Origin of the sequence: Halothiobacillus sp. DCM-1 (genome assembly GCF_045689735.1) — a bacterium.
In the GTDB taxonomy this organism is placed as follows: Bacteria; Pseudomonadota; Gammaproteobacteria; order Halothiobacillales; family Halothiobacillaceae; genus Halothiobacillus.
The window spans coordinates 348,397-368,333 of the sequence record NZ_CP142685.1 but is presented as its reverse complement, the minus strand read 5'-3'; the positions used below and the strand labels follow the sequence as shown (position 1 = coordinate 368,333).

Annotated in this window: 15 protein-coding genes and 1 other RNA gene; 5 read left to right on the top strand and 11 right to left on the bottom strand. The window is 61.7% G+C overall.

Annotated elements, in window-relative coordinates; all coding sequences use genetic code 11:
• Positions 1-299 precede the first annotated feature (299 nt).
• Positions 300-653: RNase P RNA component class A (gene rnpB, locus VOI35_RS01825), an RNA gene on the bottom strand.
• A gap of 202 nt (positions 654-855) precedes the next feature.
• Here rnpB and VOI35_RS01820 point away from each other — a divergent pair.
• A complete protein-coding gene (locus VOI35_RS01820; protein WP_407276200.1) occupies positions 856-2,085 on the top strand; it encodes a tetratricopeptide repeat protein in 1,230 nt (409 codons plus the stop codon).
• A 108-nt stretch (positions 2,086-2,193) separates the two neighbouring features.
• Here the strand turns inward: VOI35_RS01820 and VOI35_RS01815 are convergent, their stop codons facing one another.
• The 10 genes from VOI35_RS01815 to VOI35_RS01770 form a co-directional block, all read right to left on the bottom strand.
• Positions 2,194-2,514 (bottom strand): H-NS family nucleoid-associated regulatory protein, encoded by a 321-nt coding sequence (locus VOI35_RS01815; RefSeq protein WP_407276199.1) that lies wholly within the window; start codon positions 2,512-2,514, stop codon positions 2,194-2,196.
• A 178-nt stretch (positions 2,515-2,692) separates the two neighbouring features.
• Positions 2,693-4,108, bottom strand: coding sequence for a flagellar hook-length control protein FliK (locus VOI35_RS01810; RefSeq protein ID WP_407276198.1), 1,416 nt, complete (start codon positions 4,106-4,108; stop codon positions 2,693-2,695).
• 18 nt (positions 4,109-4,126) lie between these two features.
• Entirely contained in the window at positions 4,127-4,594 is a 468-nt protein-coding gene (locus VOI35_RS01805) for a flagellar export protein FliJ (RefSeq protein ID WP_407276197.1), read from the bottom strand.
• Between the two features lie 8 nt (positions 4,595-4,602).
• Positions 4,603-6,006 carry a flagellar protein export ATPase FliI gene (gene fliI / locus VOI35_RS01800; RefSeq protein ID WP_407276196.1) on the bottom strand — a complete coding sequence of 468 codons (1,404 nt, stop codon included), beginning with the start codon at positions 6,004-6,006 and terminating at the stop codon, positions 4,603-4,605.
• The gene (locus VOI35_RS01795; protein WP_407276195.1) at positions 6,003-6,815 is read right to left on the bottom strand and encodes a FliH/SctL family protein; all 813 of its coding nucleotides are present in this window, start codon (positions 6,813-6,815) and stop codon (positions 6,003-6,005) included. Before VOI35_RS01795 ends, fliI begins: the two co-directional genes overlap by 4 nt.
• On the bottom strand, positions 6,799-7,833 hold the full coding sequence (gene fliG, locus VOI35_RS01790; protein ID WP_407276194.1) for a flagellar motor switch protein FliG: 1,035 nt from the start codon (positions 7,831-7,833) through the stop codon (positions 6,799-6,801). Before fliG ends, VOI35_RS01795 begins: the two co-directional genes overlap by 17 nt.
• Position 7,834: 1 nt before the next feature.
• Complete coding sequence (fliF, locus tag VOI35_RS01785; protein WP_407276193.1) at positions 7,835-9,622, bottom strand: flagellar basal-body MS-ring/collar protein FliF; 1,788 nt, start codon at positions 9,620-9,622, stop codon at positions 7,835-7,837.
• A gap of 13 nt (positions 9,623-9,635) precedes the next feature.
• Positions 9,636-9,974: a flagellar hook-basal body complex protein FliE gene (fliE, locus tag VOI35_RS01780; RefSeq protein WP_407276192.1), complete on the bottom strand. Its 339-nt coding sequence runs from the start codon at positions 9,972-9,974 to the stop codon at positions 9,636-9,638.
• Positions 9,975-10,235: 261 nt separating this feature from the next.
• Positions 10,236-11,672, bottom strand: a complete 1,437-nt coding sequence (locus VOI35_RS01775) for a sigma-54 interaction domain-containing protein (protein ID WP_407276191.1) — start codon at positions 11,670-11,672, stop codon at positions 10,236-10,238.
• Positions 11,673-11,939: 267 nt separating this feature from the next.
• Positions 11,940-13,460, bottom strand: coding sequence for an AAA family ATPase (locus tag VOI35_RS01770; RefSeq protein ID WP_407276190.1), 1,521 nt, complete (start codon positions 13,458-13,460; stop codon positions 11,940-11,942).
• A gap of 176 nt (positions 13,461-13,636) precedes the next feature.
• On the opposite strand from VOI35_RS01770, the gene mrcB reads away from it, so the two are divergent.
• From mrcB to bioA, 4 genes are read left to right on the top strand one after another with little or no spacing between them, the layout of a single operon-like run.
• Positions 13,637-16,009, top strand: coding sequence for a penicillin-binding protein 1B (mrcB, locus tag VOI35_RS01765; protein ID WP_407276189.1), 2,373 nt, complete (start codon positions 13,637-13,639; stop codon positions 16,007-16,009).
• Positions 16,010-16,035: 26 nt separating this feature from the next.
• Positions 16,036-16,632, top strand: coding sequence for a tetratricopeptide repeat protein (locus VOI35_RS01760; protein WP_407276188.1), 597 nt, complete (start codon positions 16,036-16,038; stop codon positions 16,630-16,632).
• 4 nt (positions 16,633-16,636) lie between these two features.
• Positions 16,637-18,586: an ATP-dependent DNA helicase gene (locus tag VOI35_RS01755; protein ID WP_407276187.1), complete on the top strand. Its 1,950-nt coding sequence runs from the start codon at positions 16,637-16,639 to the stop codon at positions 18,584-18,586.
• A gap of 4 nt (positions 18,587-18,590) precedes the next feature.
• A complete protein-coding gene (bioA, locus tag VOI35_RS01750) occupies positions 18,591-19,937 on the top strand; it encodes an adenosylmethionine--8-amino-7-oxononanoate transaminase (protein ID WP_407276186.1) in 1,347 nt (448 codons plus the stop codon).

The window sequence follows — 19,937 nt, the reverse complement described above, 5'->3', positions numbered from 1 at the left end:
ACCGCACAAAGAGTTACGCGGCAAATAACAAGGGATTAAATCAAGCGAAACCCTGCTAAAAACAGAAGGTTGCAGAACGATTCAAAGAAAGCGCACGAAGAAAATTGGTGATTTTTTCAGCAATTAAGCGAGAAAGGGCGATCGCAATGCGGCCGTCCTTGACTCAGACGCCGCCCCATCCGGGCACGCCCGCCGCATCAGGTGGAAGAATCTGTTGCGGCGTGGGAAGGCGAGCGGGCACAAACGCCCACGACAGGGCCGGATGAACCGGAACGAACAATCCGGGTTCAACCGAAAAAAGGGGGAGTCAGTCGGTAAGCCGGGTTCTGTCTAGGACTGTCATTCATCTGGCAATACCGTCACCGGTATGCTCAAGCAGCCTACCCGGAAACAACGCGGGCCGCGCCATCGTTTCCCTATTTGGCCTTGCTCCGGGTGGGGTTTACCGTGCCGCCGTGTGTTACCACCGGCGCGGTGCGCTCTTACCGCACCTTTTCACCCTGACCACGCCTGCCTTGCGGCAGCGTTCGGCGGTTTGTTTTCTGTGGCACTTTCCGTCGGCTCACGCCGCCCAGGCGTTACCTGGCACCCTGCCCTATGGAGCCCGGACTTTCCTCCGCGCATTGCTGCGCCGCGACAGTCTGACCAACTCCGGGGCGCATTCTAGCAGCCTGATGACAACATCCAACAAATCCATCCAAAGTATGACTGCGTTGGGGCGCCCTGCCTCGCACGGAACGCATCTGAAAGAAAATTCATCCCCACGGACGCATCACGAGCTCATCGCGGACAAGAACTCGGTACCATAGCGGCCTGATTTTCGATCACCGCAGCCCGGTGTCTAGGCGAATTCCGATGATCCAACCCTCGATTTTTCCGAATATCCCTGATGAACTCCGCCCCGCTCTGGACGCACTGGCCCATCCGGACGCCGCGATCGACTGCCACCGGGTGACACCGGTTCTGGACTGGTTCTACAGTACCCACTGGCAGCATGAAACCGCCCGCGATGAAGACACCCGCAGGCTGTTGCCCTGGTTCCTCCACTGCCAACCCGCCCGCGCGGCCGAACTGGCGGATGTGTTGTGTTTCCGGCTGATTGAATCCGGTCAGCCACAGGACGCCATCGCGCTGGCCGCGCCGGCGCTGGATCATTATCCCGAGGGCGCGCTGCGGCACACCTATGCCCTCGCGCTCTTCGCCACCGGCCAGATCAATCCGGCCATTCAGCAGCTGGAAATCGCGCTGACGCAGGATCGCGCCGACACCTTGCCGGGTGAACAACGCATCAATGCCCTCCTGGATCTTGCCCGGCTGTATCAAGGGCAGGGCGCCTTGTTCAAAGCCATTAAACCGGCCAAGAGCGCGATCGAGCTCGCGGCTGCCGCGCACGCCGATGACCTGCTCCTCGAAGCAACCACGCTGCTGGTGGATCAACTGATCGAGCAAGGAGGTAACGACGAGGCTTGGGGCATTCTCGCCCCCCTGCTCGGCGACCAGCCGAACCAAAGTCAGCAGTCTCTCTGGACTCTGGCCTTTAACCGGCTGGGCGAACAGCTCAGCGACACCGAGCTTGCAAGGGGTGCGCGGTTGTTCATTGCCGCCCGAGCACCCGAGCCGCTGGTGCAACTCATGATTCGCCGCAGTGCCGCGCGCGATGTGCCGGCAGCCGGGGCGGACGAACGGCGTCAGACCGCATTGATCCTGGCCTTGGCCTATCAGGCACCGATCGATGTCGTCGCCCCGCTGGCCGCGCAACTGCTCATGCGGGACAAAGACCGACAACACCCCAGCGCACCGTTGATCGCTGCAGCATCCATGGCCGTGGCCGAGCGGCCGGATCACCGCAGCATCAAACGGGCGCATTGGCACCGCGATGCCATGATCCAATTCATCAGCGTGGCCAAACACCAGGGCGTTCCGGAAGCCGCAGTCAAACGCTGGGCAGAAGACGAGCGCCTGTTACGGGAACACGGCGTCATCTGGCGCGCCATCGAACAACTCACGGGCGAATTGCAGCACCCGCCCGAATGGCTGCCTGAAGCCCTTGCCTTGGCACGCACGCTGCCGGAGCCGCTCGACTGATCCCGTCACAAGCACCATCGAGGCAACCGCAAACGAAAATGCCGACGCGCAGAGGCGTCGGCATTTTGGATTTCACAGCACCCAAGTCACCCTAGGCGGCGTAATGGCTTAAACCGCGAACTGGCTCAACGAAGCGCCTGCATTCAAAGCATCAGCCAACCAACGGGGGCGTTTGCCGCGCCCAGTCCAAGTCTCGGCGGGATTCGCCGGATTGATATATTTCGGCGCGACTTTTTTTCCGGCCATGGATTTCTGAGCTTTTTCCAGACCAAAAACTTCCGCGACCGTCATACCCAAACTCGCGGCTAATTCTTCGGCCTCTTTGCGCAAACCATGAATACGCTGCTGATGGCGATCACGCAATGCGCGCTCTGCCTGACTCATTAATTGCCGCAAATCCGCCTCGGTCATACCATTCAAATCAATCATGTGGAGTCTCCAATACCGTATAAATGTTTTAGAAAGCCAACATATTCTAGGCAGGCGACTGCATCGCGTCAATTCAAGCGCGAATAAATTAATTTATCCAAAACCAGCTGATTCATTATCCACGGAAGATAAATCCAGAAATCACCGCTTGAATCCGTGCATCCCTCCATTACGACCCTCAAACAAAGGTATCCACCCCTAGGCGGCTGATGCGTCCTTGTAAGATCGTGGATTCTGCGGGCGCCGCCGTGACAGGCTGCACGGAATCACCGGAAGATTCTCGCCCGGTGGCGGCATCCTTCGAGGACGACTGCCCCGCCGATTGCCCTGCGGATTGCTGGCCGAATTGCCCCATATTCAAGCTAATTTGCGCATTGGCCAATCCTGCCTCATTCAACCATTCGCGCAATTTCGGCAGTTGCTGATCCAGCAAATCCCGTGTAATGGAATGCATTGCAGTAATCTGGATCGTGGTTTGATCATTTTTTTGATCAATACTGATCTGCAACGGCCCCAAATGCTCCGGATGAAGCGAAAGGTTGGCGCGAGAAATATTTTGCCCGACCATCCATTGAATCGTCTGCCCTAATTGGTTCATGCTTTCAGGCTGTTGCAATGCCAATGGCGCAGGTACCGCTAACGGCGCGGTTTGCATGGCGGCATTCGGTACAGAAAACCCCAGCGGCAACACAGATAATCCATTGGCGGAATTATCCGTCGCACGATCCACGATGCCGGATTGCCCCGACTGCCGCGCCGACGCCAGCTGCGCCAACATCGCCTCTGCCGATTGTGGCAAGGCATCCTGCACAGGGTTCAGTAACGCCGCGGCAAACTGCGGGGTTTGGCCGCCGGAACCGACGCCAACGCCCCCCGCAGGCAGGGCGGACTCCGCCCCCCCGCCCGCCACAGCGCCCAACCCCAGCGCTGTCGTAGCCAAACTCCGCTGCCCAGCCCCATGGGTCGGTAAACCCGCACCCTCCGAAGCCCCTCCCGCAGGCTGCGCGACGGCGGCCGCCAGCCCCGGCTGAAGCGCGGCGAGCCAGGCGGCATCGCCGGACGAGAGCGTCTGATCCCCCGGCTGAATTTGCTTCAACACCTCGGTCAATTTCGTGCGCAAGGCATCCTCCCCGCCCAACGCATCGGGGTTCGCGGCCAGATAGCCGTTTACCAGCGCCTGCAGTTTTGCCCATGCCTCGGCATTTCCGTCAGAAACTCGGCTCCCAGTTTGCCCCTCGCCAGATGCATTCAACCAGGCCGAGAGCTGCTGCATGAAGGTCTGCCATTGGGCGCGTAAGGCGGCATTGCCCGAAGCAGCCTGGGAGGATGAAGCCAGGGAAGTCGAACCCTGCCCCAGCAATTGCTGCAAGGTGGCAATCAGAGTTGACGGCGTTGGCGTATCCGCCGCGCTGGCCGAAGGCGCATCAGGACGGGCGACAGGATTGGCAGCGGGCGTTTGCCGGGCGATGGCGCCCTGCATGAGCTGGGCAAATCCGGAACCGTCGGCATCGCCGCCACTCGCGGCTGCGGGTGACACGCTCGCCACAGGATTCAACAGATTGGTGATGGCCGGGGTAGTGGCAGCAGTAGGCATCTTGAACTCCTGGGTACATCAGTGGCTGGAATCCGCAGAATCCAGTGGATTGCGGTAGTGCGCGAGGGCATGGGCATCATTTTCCTGCTGGGCTCGGCGCTCCTGATCCCGTTGATCGTGCTGTTCGACTCGGCCGCGCAACTTTTCTACGGAGCGATGTTGGCTACGCCACTCGCGCCATTCCTGCTGGCGCGCGACCAACTCCCCTTCTAGCTGGCTCACCACTTGCTGTTGATGGGCGATGGTCTGCTCGATTTTTTCCATGAAGGCGCGGTAATTCTGCAGGGCAAACACCTGCGAGCGCCCCCCCGGTGCGAAACCGATGCCCGCCGCATATTCGGCCAGATAATCGGTGAGCTGCGTCAGGCGCGCGCGTTGTTCGTCCAGCTGCCGCTGGCAGGCGGCCACTGCTTCCTGCCCTAGCGTGGCGCGCTGATCGGTGATTTTTTCCACCTGACGGATGCGTGCAATGCGTGCCTGGCTCATGATTTCCCTCATACCCCTTGATGCATGAGGGCTTCCAGCGCATCGACGCTTTCATCGAGCGAAGCCTGTTCATGCAACGATTGCTGTAAGAACGCCTCAAGATCCGGCTGCACCTCGATGGCACGATCCAGCCGCTGATCCTGCCCCCGCCGGTACGCGCCGACCGCCAGCAAATCCCGGCTCTGATTATAGGTACTCATCAGTTGTTTGAACCGATGAATCATATCCAGTTGCGCCGGACTGACCAGCGCCGGCGCAAGGCGGGAAATCGAGGCTTCTATGTCGATGGCCGGATATCGGCCACGCTCGGCAATCGCGCGTGACAGCACGATGTGGCCGTCCAGAATCGCCCGCGCCGCGTCGGCAATCGGATCATTCTGGTCATCGCCTTCAACCAGCACGGTATAGAACGCCGTCATGCTGCCACGGGCAGATTCGCCGTTGCCCGCCCGCTCGACCAGGGCAGGCAAGCGTGCGAACACGGAAGGCGGATACCCTTTCGTCGCCGGAGGCTCCCCAATCGCTAGGCCGATTTCGCGCTGTGCCTGGGCATACCGCGTCAGGGAATCCATCAACAGCAACACCTGCTGCCCCCGATCGCGAAAATATTCCGCAATCGCCGTGGCCAGATTCGCACCGTGTAGCCGCATCAAGGGGGAGGCATCTGCCGGGGCGGCAATCACCACCGCCCGAGCCCGCGCGGATTCATCCAGAATTTCCGCGACAAACTCCCGTACCTCCCGCCCCCGCTCGCCAATCAGACCGACGACGATGACTTCCGCCGTGGTGTAGCGCGTCATCATACCGAGCAGCACACTTTTCCCGACCCCGCTGCCCGCGAAAATCCCCATGCGCTGACCCTGCCCCACCGTCAGCAGCGCATTGATAGCCCGAATGCCGACATCGAGCGGTTCACGAATCGGCCGCCGTCTGAGCGGATTGTTGCCCCGCCCCTGCAAATCGACCGGCACCTCGCCGCTGAGCGGCGCACCGCCATCGAGCGGTTGACCGCGTGCATCGAGCACTCGACCAAGCAAGGCATCGCCCAAGGGCACGCGAACCGCCGCGCCGAGGTTCTTCACCCAACAGCCCGGTGCCAGCCCCCGCACCGCTTCCAGCGGCATCAGATAGGTGTTTTGCCCAGCGAACCCCACCACTTCGGCATCCACCCAGCGGGTGGCCGCCAAGGGCTCAGCATCAAGAAAGATCCGGCATTGATCCCCGATCGCCGCCTTCAGCCCACTGGCTTCCAGCGCCAGACCTACCACGCGCACGATCCGCCCCTCGGGCTCAAACGCAGGCCGAAGAACCCGTCCGGACAACCCCATCAAACCCCGCGCCCAATTCAGGCCGACGCCCGCCCCGGAGATACCGGGCGGATCGAATACGGACGGATCCATGCCGGGACTCATGACCCAGGCTCCTCAGACGACTTTTCCGGCGACGATTTTTTCGCCTGCCATTGCTCGTCCGGTAAGGAATCGTCGGGCAGCGGGTCGGCCGGTCCGGCGACGATTTCGTTGAGCACCCGCAGGCTCAATGCGGCCCAGCGCGCCTGCAGCGTGGCATCGATGCGCGAGGGTAATCCGGGCGTCCGAGATTCCACCCGCAAACCACCCGGTGTGAGGGAGGCATCCGGCTGGATTGTCACCGTCGCATCGCCCTGCACCGACCAACGGTCGCCCCCCAGAACGGCTTGCAAGGCAGCGGCATCCTCGGGATGACAGACCAGCACGACCTCACGCACCGCCCCCGGCAAGGCCGCAATCGCATCCCGGGCAACGGCAGCGAGATCCTCGGGCTGCGCCCGCAATTCGCGGTAGATCAGCGCGCGCGCCACTTGCATCGCCAACTGACCCAGCTGTGTAGACACCTCGTCGTCGAGCGCCGCCAGCGGCGCAGCCAAGGCGCTGAGCCAGCCACGCAACCGCTGTTGCAGACGCGCGGTCTCTTCCGCCGCCGCCGCGAGACCCGCCGCATGACCTTCGGCAAAGCCCGCGACGCGGCCAGCGGCCTGCCCTGCGGCGAATCCTTCGGCATGAGCGGTCGCGCGCAGGCGCTCCGCTTCGGCGGGATCAAACTTGGGCTCGCTATCTGCGACAAGCGACGGCGCGGCCTCAGCGGCAAATTCGGGCAGCACCCAGGCGCTCGCCACGGCCGCCACACTGACCGGCCGGACGATCGGCGTATCCGCCTTGGCCGCATCAGACGAACTGTTCACCACCACCTCCGAGCTGGATCTTGCCTTCTTCGGCCAGCTTGCGAGAAATTTGCAGAATTTCTTTTTGTGCACCCTCGACATCGCTCAAACGCGTTGGCCCCAAGGATTCGAGATCGTCCCGCATCATTTCGGCCGCGCGCTTGGACATATTCTTGAAGAATTTTTCCTTGAGCTCAGGATCCGCTCCTTTGATCGCCAGCAGCAGCCGATCGGACGGCACTTCGCGCAAGATAGTCTGGATGCCCCGGTCATCGACCTCGATCAGGTTGGCAAACACGAACATCAAGTCTTCGATCTGCGTGCCCAAATCGGCATCGGTGGATTTGATTTGCCCCATCACGACCTCTTCCACCGAACCTTCGAGGAAGTTCATGATGCCCGCCGCAATCTTGACGCCGCCCACCTTCGACGATTTGCCACCGCCCGCGCCGGATGCCTGTCGTTCCATGATGTCATCCAGTTCCTGCAAGGCCTGCGGCGACACGCCATCCAAATGCGCGATCCGCAACATGATGTCCGAGCGCATGTTTTCCGGCAGCATTTGCAGAATTTCCGCCCCCTGATCGCTTTCCAGATGGGACAGCACGATGGCAATGATCTGCGGATGCTCATACCGGATGATTTCCGCGATCGACCGCGGATCCATCCATTTCAGAAACTCCAGATTCTTCCGGTTGCCGGTGGCGGAAATCCGTTCGAGCAGGCTCGCGGCCTTATCCTCACCCAGGGCGCGGTTGAGCACATTGCGAATGTAATCCGTCGTACCCAGCGCCAAGCCGGTTTGATCTTCCAGATCCATCACAAACTGATCCAGCACACCCTGAATTTGCGAGCGGGTCACATTCGGCAACACCGCCATCGACTGGCCGATTTTCTGCACCTCGCGCGGGTCGAGCTGGGCGAACAGTTTGGCGGCCGATTCCTCGCCCAGCGCCATCATCAAAATGGCGACACGCTCAGGCCCTTTCAGGGTCGCAATCAAATCTTTGGGATTTTCCGTGAGTGCTGCTTCCGCCATGTCAATTCTCCGAATGAGTCCATTGTTTGATCACAGCCGCCACCGCCTTCGGATCATGGTTGATGCTTTGCTTGAGTGAACGCAATTTGTCCGCATAACCCGCCTGACCGATCAACTGCGGCACGCCTTCCAGATCATCCATATCCTGCACGGGCGCGCCATCCACCGCGCGCACCGAACCATCGTCCGGACTCGTCCGACTCAAGGAAACCTGGACACCCTCATCACCCGCTGCCCCTGAGTGCGCCAACAAGCTCGGCTCATGCCCCGGCGCCGCGTCGCTGGGTTTTGCCCCCAGCATTTTCAGAATTGGGCGCACGCCGAACAAGAACATCAGCAACAAGGCAACGCCCATCCCGAGGTTTTTCAGCAACGGCATAAACCAGGGCTGTTCCCACAGCGGAATGCTGACCGGCGTCAATTTCTGCTCGACGAAGGGGATGCTGGCCAGCGTCAATTTATCGCCGCGCTGATCGTTCAAGCCCACGGCCTGCGCGACCAGATCCTTGATCCGCGCCATCTCGGCATCCGACATCGGCGCGGCAGTCGTCTTACCGTCTTTGTCGGTCACGGTTTTCTCATCGAGCAACACCGCCACATTCAGCTTATCAACGGCACCGCTGGCGTATTGGGTGTGGCGAATATCTTTATCCACATTGTAGTTACGGGTGTCGTTCTTTTGGCTGCTGATCGGCGTTTGAATCAACTGCTGATACTGGGGAACCGTCAGATTCGCCGGCGGGGTCAATCCGCCAGAGGTGGGCGGGGTGACGGTGCCGGATCCGGGCGGCTGATTGGTCAACGCCCCCGGCACGCCGCCATTGATGCCTTGATCGCCCAATGCGCGACTGGACTCGGTGCTTTGCTCGGAGAGCAACGCTCCCGGTTTCGGCCCATAAGTTTCGCTGGTGCCTTCCTGGCGGGAAAAATCGATATCGGCCGACACCTGTGCCCGCACCTTGCCTGCCCCCACGATTGGCGTGAGCAACGCCTCGATCTGCTGCGCATACGCGCGCTCGACCCGCTGACGATACGCAAATTGTTTATCGGTTAGCCCCATCCCGTTCGAGCTGTCAGAATTTTGACTCAACAACTCGCCGCGTTGATCGATGACGCTCACATTGTCGGGTTTCATGCCCGCGACACTCGAGGCCACCAAGTGAACCACCGCCCGCACCTGTTCCGCCGTCAACGACTGCCCCGGCGACAGCTCGACCACCACGGAAGCGGTCGGTGGCTGCTGTTCCCGCACGAAGACCGACTGCTTGGGCAAGGCCAGATGCACCCGCGCCGCCGAAACGCCCTGAATGGTTTCGATCGACCGCGCCAGCTCGACCTCGATGGCATGCTGATACCGTGCCTGTTCCACAAACTGACTGGTACCCAGTGACTGATCTTTGTTCAACATTTCAAGCCCGGCGCCATCCCCGGCAGGCAAACCCTGCCCGGCCAACAGCATCCGCACCGCCGGTAGCTGCGTAGGGTCAACCAGAATCGCCCCATCCGCCGATAACTGATAAGTCTGTTTGGCCGATTTGAGCGCATCCACTACGGCGGCGGATTCCTTCGGCCCCAGATTGGTATACAGCGGCACCAGGCTGGGTTTTTGTCCCCACAGAAAAAAACCCACCATGAAGGAAATCACCGCCGCCAGGGCAATCAACAGCATCAGCTGACGGAAACTTGACGACTGGGTGACCCCATCGAGCTGCCGCACCCAGGTCGGGGCGGCTTGGCTGGCAGAAAAACTGGCGGGGGAATTCGCCGGAGAAAGGGATTGTTGCGCCATGATTCAACCTCAATCAAATGGGCATGTTCAAGACATCTTGATACGCCTGCAATAACCGATTGCGTACCTGAAGCGTGGCATTGAACCCCAACGAAGCCTTCTGCCCGGCCAACATCACCTGCGTGAGATCGACCTTGGGATCCCCCAGTTCAAAGCGGGTTTTCAGTGCGCTGGAGGTTTGTTGCAGCTGGTTGACCTCACCCAGGGCATTTTGCAGCACCGCGCCGAACGAAACGGCCGGAGCCGCATCGGGCGTCGGCGCAGCCGCCATGCGATCGGTCGCAGCGGCACGCATCACCCGCATTTGCGCGAGAATCTGATCGACGGAAGGGTTGACGGACAGGGTACTCATGACTGGATCTCCTTCAGACCCGCCCAAAATTTTGGGCTCAATCGGGCATGACGAAGATATAGCAGGGTTTATGCCAAACGAAGATTTCCCCGCAAAACGCGGGCGCCACGGACACCCGCGGCACACCCTGCGGGCAGCGTTTTGCACACGCCGCAAGGCGCGCTGGGGGAGGGGACGGCGCAGAACGGGCCGAGCCGGGCATGCAGACCGATATGAACCAATCCAATCAACGAGTTATATCGTTACCGCATTGAGGCTTGCCTAATCCATCATCTGGAATTTGCGCATTTTTTCCACCAGCGTGGTGCGCCGAATCCCCAACTGGCGCGCCGCCTGCGCCACCACGCCTTCACTGGCCGCCAGTGCAGCGGTAATCCAGCCTTGTTCAATCGCTTCGAGCTGGGCCTTGAGGTCAAAACCCGTTTCCGGCAGGGTGATCTGACACGCAGCCAGGCTCTCCAGATCCGTGGGCAAGCACCCACCGCTCCCAACCGGCGGATCGGACGGGGTATGTCCTGCCGCGAAGATGGCTCGCGGATCCATGTCCGCCACCAGCGCCTCCGGTTCTTTCGATACCTCCTCGGCGTCTTCCGGGCGAACCGTGGGCGGCGGCACCCATTCCGCCGGCAACCCGGCACGCAATTTCTCCGGCAGCTCGGCCACGCCCACGGGTTGATCGGGATACAAAATCCCCATCCGTTCAACGAGGTTCGCGAGTTCGCGCACATTCCCCGGCCAGGGCAAAGCCGCCAGTGCCGCCAGCGCCTCGTCAGAAAACTGCGCCATCGGCCGGCCGGCCAGGGTGAATCGCTGCACCAGGGCGCGGACGATGAGCGGGATATCTTCGGCAATCTGGCGCAGCGGCAGGGTTTCCAGCGGGAACACATTGAGCCGGTAAAACAAGTCCTCGCGGAAGGTTCCGGCGGTGATGGCCCGCTCCAAATCACGGTGGGTCGCGGCGATGATGCGCACATCGGCTTCCAGCGTCTGCCGCCCCCCCACGCGCTCGAAGCTGCGCTCTTGCAGCACCCGGAGGATTTTCACCTGCATCGGCAGCGGCATATCGCCGATTTCATCGAGGAACAGCGTTCCACCCGCCGCCAGCTCGAAGCGGCCCGGTTTGGCGGTCAGCGCGCCGGTAAACGCCCCCTTTTCGTGACCGAACAGTTCCGACTCCAGCAACTCCGCCGGAATCGCGCCACAGTTGATCGGGACGAACGGCGCGTCCTTGCGGCCAGAAAGATGGTGAATCATCCGGGCGATGACTTCTTTGCCCGTGCCGGATTCGCCCAGGATCAGCACCGTGGCCTCGGTCGGTGCCACCTGGGCAATCTGCGCCCGTAACGCCGAGATGGACACACTTTGACCCACGAGGCCACGCCCCGCCGCCACGAGCGCCTCGGCGCGCGCGCGCGCCAGCAAACGCCCCACGACGGATTGCAAGGCTGGCAACGGACAGGGCAGCGGCAAGCTGGCAAACGGCGCCACGCTCGCCCGAATCGCCTCATCCGCCAGACCCAGCGCCACCCAGGGCAGACCCGGCAACGGTGCCGAAGGCGGCGCATCGCAAAACTGCGCGATTACGCCCGGCGCGGGCGCCGATACCGTCGTGACGCCCAGCATCTGCAATGCCGGGGTCAGCCGTTCGACCACCGCAGGCGCAGCCTGCAGCCAGATACTCGGGGGGGATTCGCTCATGCCTGCTCCTAAGGAAGCACTGAATAAATCCATCCATGGATTTATTCAGCAAGCCTTGTCGCGGCACATGTCCGCGACGATCTTCACGAATCAACGACTTATGTCGTTGATCGTGTTGGGGCATCCTGCCCCAAGCGGGAAGCGCTGATTTAATCAGCGCTTCCCTAACCGAATGACCACGCAAGGCCACGATCCATCGATCGCGCCCGCTTGCCTGGAACACTAACGATTGAACGCCATCCTGTCAAAAAGCCGACAAAAAGCGCGTCAATCGGCTGGCAGTGCAGCCAGCACATCGGCGACTTGCCCGCCGAACGGTGCATCACAGCGCAGGCGGAAACTGCGCGCACGCTCCTCGGCAGTCAAAGGCTCCAACTGCTGCATTTGCGACGCCAGTACGGTTTCGTCGGCCTCGGAAATATCACTCCCCGCCGCCGCGCGTTCAGCCAGATACCGTCGCAGGGTCGAGACATCGCACTCGATGAACAGCAAATGAACCGGCAAACCGAGACGCTGACCCAGCGCCCAGAACGGCTGCCGTTGGGCTTGCTTCAAAAAGGTTGCATCGATCACCATCGACCAGCCCGCCGACAGCCCGAGTTCGGCAATCCGCAGCAGCTCGGCATACACGGCGGCGCTCGCCTCCTGGCTGTAACGGTTCATCCGCTCGATATACCGCCGCTGGCGCTCGGCATCCGAACGCACCCGCACCGCGCCCATCGCCGTGACCAACTCCATCGCCGCCAGCGATTTGCCGGAGCCGGAAAACCCCAGGGTCAGCCAGAGCGTGGGCGTGGTGGGGTTGAAAAACTGCTCGGCCAGGCGGGCATAGCGGCGGAAGGTCGCCCATTGTCGCGCCGCCTCGTCATCCGTCAGCTCGGGGCGCAGTTCAAACAGCGCGATTTTGGCGCGTACCATCGCCCGGTAGGCACCGTAAAACTTCAGGAGCAACAGCGCCTCATAGTCACCACTGGCCTCAAGATAGGTATTCAGCAACCGCCGTGCCGCGCCGAGCAGCCCACGATCGGTCAAGTCCATCCACAGGAAGGCCAGATCATTGGCGGTGTCGCTCCATCGGAAATCGGCGTTGAACTCGATGGCATCGAAAATCACCACGGCATCGTCGATCAACGCCATATTGCCCAGGTGCATGTCACCATGCCCTTCGCGCACAAACCCCTGCTGCTTGCGCCGCGCAATCAACGGCTTGAGCTGCTCGAACGCCTGCTGCGAGGCCGACTCGATGCGCCCGATCAAGGCCGCATCATCCGTGCTGATCGCAAAGCCCCGAATCTGCTCAAAATTCTGCCGAATAGGGAAATACACCGTCTCGGGCGAGCCAAAATGGCTGTCCTGCGGTGCCACGGCGGCCTCGGCATGGAACCGTTCGATCTGCCGCGCCATGCCATCGACCTGCGCATCGGTCAGACCCTGCCGCGCCGCGTATTGATCGAGCCGGGCATTCTGGTCAAACCGGCGCATCTGCACCACAGGCTCGTCGCCCGCAGCAGCAGTTGCCGAGAGCCGCCCGGTCGCATCCAGCCCCATCAATCCGAGATACAAGGCAGGCGCAAGCCGACGATTGAGCCGCAGTTCCTCCTGACAGAAAAACTGCCGTTGCGCCAAATCGGTGAAATCCAGAAAGCCGAAATTCACCGGCTTTTTGATTTTGAATGCGTAATCCCCCGCCAGCAGCACATGGGAAATATGCGTTTGCAGGTGCTCGACCGCACCATAGGCATCATGCAAACGGCGCTTCAATTGCTCGAGCGGCAGCGGAGCAGTCATGATGTTTTCCCTCTAAAAAATCTCGTATCGAACCACAAAAATATCGAGTCGTGATTGGCAGAATAGATGCCCAATCAATCTATCTTCGTTACACTCTGGGGCGGATTGTAGGGCAGTAGTGAAACCGCGATGCCCGTCATCCATTGAATTTTCAGTGTATCAGGGTGAGGCAGCCGGTGGCGCAACGCACGACTCGTTCGAAATCTTCCCGGGCAAAGTCTGCCTCCAAGCCGCGCACCAGCCGTCCCGCCCTATCGTTCAAAAGCCTGCTCTGGCGCATGGCGTTGTACACGGGCGTACTGCTGGTCGCCGCCGTCGCCATTTGGGCCTATTTTCTGAACCAGCGGGTCGTCGAACGGTTCTCCGGCACGCTGTTCAAGCTCCCCGCCGTGGTCTATGCCGCACCGCAAGAGATTTATGTCGGCCAGCATCTCAGCCCGCAAATGCTGGTCGATGAGCTCACGGCACTGCATTACCGCGACCGCAACGATCTGACCGAAACCGGCACCTACGACAGAACCGGCAATGTGGTGCGGCTGCACCGGCGGGCGTTCGACTTCCCGGATGGCCGCGAAAGCGACAAACAACTCAAGGTGCAGTTTGCCGATGATCGGGTCACGGCCGTCACCGATGATCACGGCCAGAATATCGGTATCAGCCGACTGGAACCGATGATGATCGGCCAGCTCTACCCGAACACGACGGAAGACCGCATCCTGCTGAATGTCGAGCAGGTCAAACAGGATGCGCCGCTGTTGATCGACACCCTGCTCACCGTCGAAGATCGGGATTTTTACCACCATTTCGGCATCGTCCCCACGGCGGTACTGCGCGCCCTGCTGGTCAATATTTTTTCCGGTCACGCCGTCCAGGGCGGCAGCACGCTCACCCAGCAATTGGCCAAAAACCTGTTTTTGACCCCGAAACGCACCCTCAGCCGCAAGGCCGCCGAGGCCATCATGGCGCTCGAAATGGAGTGGCATTATCCGAAAGATAAAATCCTCGAAGGCTATTTGAACGAGGTGTATCTCGGGCAGGATGGCAACAAGGCGATCCACGGCTTTGGCCTAGCCGCCCGCTACTATTTTGGCCGCCCCGTCGATGAGCTGCGGCCTGAAGAAATCGCGCTGCTGGTCGGCATGGTCAAAGGGGCGTCGTATTACAACCCACGCCGCAACCCGGAGCGCGCCAAGGAGCGACGCGATACCGTGCTGGATTTGATGGCCAACAACGGCCTGATCAGCCCGACCGAAGCCGGTCTGCTCAAGCAAAAACCCCTCGGCGTGCTGCCCGAAAAAGGCACCACCTCCCCGCATCCGGCCTTCCTCGATCTGGTGCGCCGCCAACTCGCCGAGCAGTACAAACCGGAGGATTTACAAACGCTGGGGCTACGGATTTTCACGACTCTCCATCCCCGCGTGCAGGCCGCGCTGGAAAACGCGGTACAAACCCTGAGCCGCATCGAAAAGGCGCGCGGTTATGCGCCCGATACCCTGCAAACCGCCGCGATCATCACCTCGATCGGCACCGGCGAGGTTGAGGGTCTGGTCGGCGGACGCGACCCGACCTACGAAGGCTACAACCGTGCGCTCGATGCCGAACGACAAATCGGCTCGCTGATCAAACCGCCGATGTATCTCGCCGCGCTCGAACAACCCGCCAAGTATTCGCTGATTACGCCGCTCGACGACTCACCGCTCACCGTCGATCAACCCGGCAGCAAGCCCTGGCACCCGGAGAATTACGACCGGAAATTCTTAGGGCCCACGCCGCTGTATATCGACCTTGCTCAATCCCGCAATGTGCCGAGTATCCGCCTGGGGCTGGATGTCGGCCTACCCACCGTGGCCGCCACCCTACACAAACTCGGCGGTCCGGAAATCCAGCCGTTCTTCCCCTCGATGCTGCTCGGCTCGATGACCATGACCCCATTCGAAGTCGCGCAGATTTATCAAACGCTCTCGGCGGATGGCTTCTACACACCGCTGCGGGCGATTCGCACCGTGATGGATGCCCAGGGTAAACCCCTGACCCGTTATCCGCTGACCGTGCAGAAAGTCGCCGATCCCAATGCACTGTATCTGTTGCAGTTCGCCATGCAGGGCGTGGTCAACAACGGCACGGCGGCGGCGCTGAATAAAATCATCCCGCCTTCCGTGGGCGTCGCGGGCAAAACCGGCACCACCAACGATAGCCGCGATGCCTGGTTCGCCGGGTTTACCGGCAATCGGGTCGGCGTCGTCTGGGTCGGGCGCGATGACGACAAACCCACCAGTCTGACCGGCGCGAGCGGCGCCCTGCCGGTCTGGGCGGCGGCATTCAAGCCCTTATACAACCAGCCGCGCGACATGACGCCCCCGCGCGGCATCCGCTTTGACCGGGTCGATGTGGCCACCCAACAGCGCGTGCCAAACCCCTGCCCAGGGATTTTGATGCCGTTTGTCAGCGGATATGAACCGCCAGCGGTCGCCCAATGCCCCGGCAGCAATGCCCCGCCCGCGACGGATTCCGGCAATCCCTTGAATCCTCTGCTGAATTTTTTCCGATAATCTGCCAAAACCCTGGATGGATGCGCATGAACCCGCTTGCCCTGTTTCGTTTAAGTCTCGCCGCCCTTTCGATTGCGCTGCTCGCCGGTTGCGCCAGCGCGCCGCCGCGGCCGCCCGCGACCAGCCAGCCGATCATCATCCAGCAACCGCCAATTCCCCCGGCGGTGCAGGCCAAGCCCTTGATCATCCCCGGCTTGACCGAACAGAACCTGCCCGCCCCGACGGAAGCGCCCCTGCCGAATACCGCGCCGGTGCCCACCGCCAGCGCACCCGCCGTGCTGGCGTTGATGACCCGCGCCGAGGCGCAAACCCAATCGGGGGATTTGGGCGGGGCGGATGCCACGCTCGAACGCGCCGTGCAGATTCAACCGAACAACAGTCGGCTTTGGGTCGATTTCGCCAACCTGCGGTTAAAACAGGGGCAGCCCGCCGCTGCGGAACAATTCGCCTTGCGGGCGGTGCAGTACGCGCAAACCAACGCTGAACTGCAACGCGCCTGGATGACGGTTGCCGCCGCCCGCAGTGCCCAAGGCGACACAGCCGGTGCCGCCGAGGCACGCCGCAAGGCGGGTTTCGTGCCTGGCCAAATGCCTGGCCAAATGCCCGGCCAGAACCGCAGTTAAGCCGATGAGCCAATCGCCCGCCACCCATCTGGAGGCCATCTTCGGTGCCGATGGCGCCCTCGCGGCGGCGTTCGACGGCTATCAGCCTCGTCCGGGACAAATGCAGATGGCACGCACCATCCGCGCCGCCATCAACGACCAGCGAACCGTGGTGATCGAAGCCGGTACCGGCGTCGGCAAAACCTTCGGCTATCTCGCGCCCGTACTGCTGTCGGGCAAAAAAGCCATCCTCTCGACCGGCACCAAACACTTGCAGGATCAACTGTTCAACCGCGATTTACCCACCCTCGCCCGGTTGATCGGCCACCAGCCGCGCGCCGCGTTGCTCAAAGGCCGTGCCAATTATCTCTGCCCCTACCGGCTGGAAAGCACACTGAGCGAAGGGCGGCTCAAAGCGCCCGATTGGGTCGGCGCCCTGCACACCATCAAACACTGGGCGAGCCGCACCCACGACGGCGACATTACCCGCCTGACCGAGGTGCCCGAAGATCACGGCATCTGGCCGCTGGTGACCTCGACTAACGACAACTGTCTTGGCAAAGACTGCCCCAAACTCGACGGCTGTTTCGTCGCCAAGGCGCGTGAGGCCGCGCACGAAGCCACGCTGGTCGTCATCAACCACCACCTGTTATGCGCTGATATCGCCATCCGCCAGAACGGCTTTGCCGAACTGCTGCCGGAAGCGGACATCCTCATCCTCGACGAAGCCCATCAACTCCCGGACATCGCCAGCCAGTTCTTCGGCAGCGCGATCAGCAGCGGCCAATTGCATGATCTGTTGCGCGATACCCAGCGCGAACAGCAGGCCGAGGCGATCGACATGACCGATTTGCTCGTCGCCGGAACCGCGCTCGAAGCCGCGCTGCCACCGTGTCAAACCGCGCTGACCAAGCTCCGCGCCGATCGAGTGGCCTGGGAAGAGCTGGCCGAGGATTCCGCCATTCAATCCGCGTTCAACACTCTGCGGGATCGGCTCGCGGCGTATTGCAGCCTGCTCGAACAGGCCGCCGAGCGCGGCCCCGGCCTGAAAAACTGTCATGAACGGGCGGTCGGCTTGCGGCAATTGCTCGACAGCCAACTGCGCCCGGAGGCGGAAGCCGGCCAGGTTCGCTGGCTCGAACGCCGCGAAAAGTCGTTCACCCTGCACACCACGCCGATGGATGCGGGCAAAACCTTCAGCGACATCATCGAGAACACGCCGCGCACCTGGGTGTTCACCTCGGCCACCCTGGCGGCGGGCTCGGATTTCTCCCACTTCACCCGACGGCTCAATCTCAATCTGGCGCTCTGCGAACAAACGCCCTCGCCCTTCGATTATCCCCGCCAGGCGCTGATGTATCTGCCGCGCGATTTGCCGGATCCCAAAACCGATCCCGAGTTCACGCTCAAAATCCTGCGGCGCATCTTCCCGGTGCTCAAGGCAAGCCAGGGGCGGGCGTTCCTGCTGTTCACCACGCATCGGGAGCTGAAAAAAGCCGCCGAGATCCTGCGCGGCAAGCTGCCCTTTCCGCTGTTCATTCAGGGCGAAGGCGCCAAGGCGGAACTGCTGGAACGCTTTCGCCACAGTGGCAATGGCGTGTTGCTCGGCACCCAGAGTTTCTGGGAGGGCGTGGATGTCCGTGGCGATGCGCTCAGCGTCGTCATGATCGACCGCATCCCGTTCGCGCCGCCAGATGACCCGGTGCGCCGGGCGCGCGAGGCCGAAATCAAGGCCGCCGGACACAGCCCGTTTGCGGCCATGAGCCTGCCGGAAGCCATCATCACCTTCAAGCAGGGCGTCGGGCGCCTGATCCGCGATGTCACCGATCGGGGCGTGCTCGTGCTCTGCGATCCGCGTCTGCAGAGCACCGGCTATGGCGCGCAGATTCTGAATGCCCTGCCGCCGATGCGCCGCACGACGGAAGAATCCGATGTCATCGAATTTTTCACCGCCCCCGCCTCAAACACAGACTAAACCGATGTCCGCCAATCACGCCTGGATCCACCGCGATCTCTCCGCCTTATGGCACCCCTGCACCCAGATGAAAGCGCATGAGCACTTTCCGCCGATTCCCATCGCGCGCGGGCAAGGCAGTTGGCTGTACGATTTTGACGGGCGACGGTATCTGGACGCGATCGGATCGTGGTGGGTCAACCTGTTCGGCCATGCCAACCCGATCATCAATGAACGCCTCAAAACCCAGCTCGATACCCTGGAACATGTCCTGCTGGCTGGCTTCACCCATCAGCCGGTGATCGAACTCTCCGAACAACTGATCGCCCGCACCCCGCCGGGGCTCACCCGGGTGTTTTATGCCGACAACGGCTCCTCCGGCATCGAAGTCGCGCTGAAAATGAGCTTTCATTTCTGGCAGAACCAGGGGCAGGCGCAAAAAACCCGCTTCATCGCGCTGGCCAACAGCTACCACGGCGAAACGCTCGGCGCGCTCGGCGTGGGCGATATTCCGATCTTCACCCAAACCTACAGCCCGCTGATTCACCCCGCATTCATCGCCCCCGCGCCGGACTGCCAGCAAGCCGAAGCAGGCGAATCCTGCAGCGAGGTCACACAGCGGGCGCTGGCCGGAATGCGTGCCTTGCTGGAACAGGTTGCCGACACCGTCTGCGCCGTCATTGTCGAACCGCTGGTGCAATGCGCGGCGGGCATGAAAATGCACGAACCGGCCTATCTGACCGGCCTGCACGCCCTGTGCGACGAGTTTTCCGTACATTTGATTGCCGATGAAATCGCCGTCGGCTTTGGCCGAACCGGCACGCTGTTCGCCTGCGAACAGGCGGCGATCACCCCGGATATCCTGTGTCTATCGAAGGGCATCACCGGCGGCTATCTGCCCCTGTCGGCCGTGCTGACCACCGAGCCGATTTATCAGGCGTTTTATGTCGATGCCCCGGCGCGACGCGCCTTTCTGCACTCGCACAGCTACACCGGCAACCCGCTGGCCTGTACCGCCGCGCTGGCGACACTCTCAATCTTCGACAGCCAGGACATCCTCGCGCGAAACCGCCGCCGCATGGCACAGATCGACACCTGGCTCGAACCCTTCCGCGCCCATCCGCATCTGGCGCAGGTGCGACGCTGCGGCCTGATCGTGGCGATGGATCTGGTCGATGGTGCCGGGCAGCCTTATCCGCGCGCCGAACAGCGCGGCCAACGCGCCTACCGCCATGCGCTCGACCACGAAGTGCTGCTGCGGCCGCTCGGCGACACGCTGTACTGGATGCCGCCGTACACCCTCGATGACGAGGAATGGGCGCTGCTCCTGCGGGTCACGCTCGACGCTGTCCACGCCGCGACGAAAGGGTAA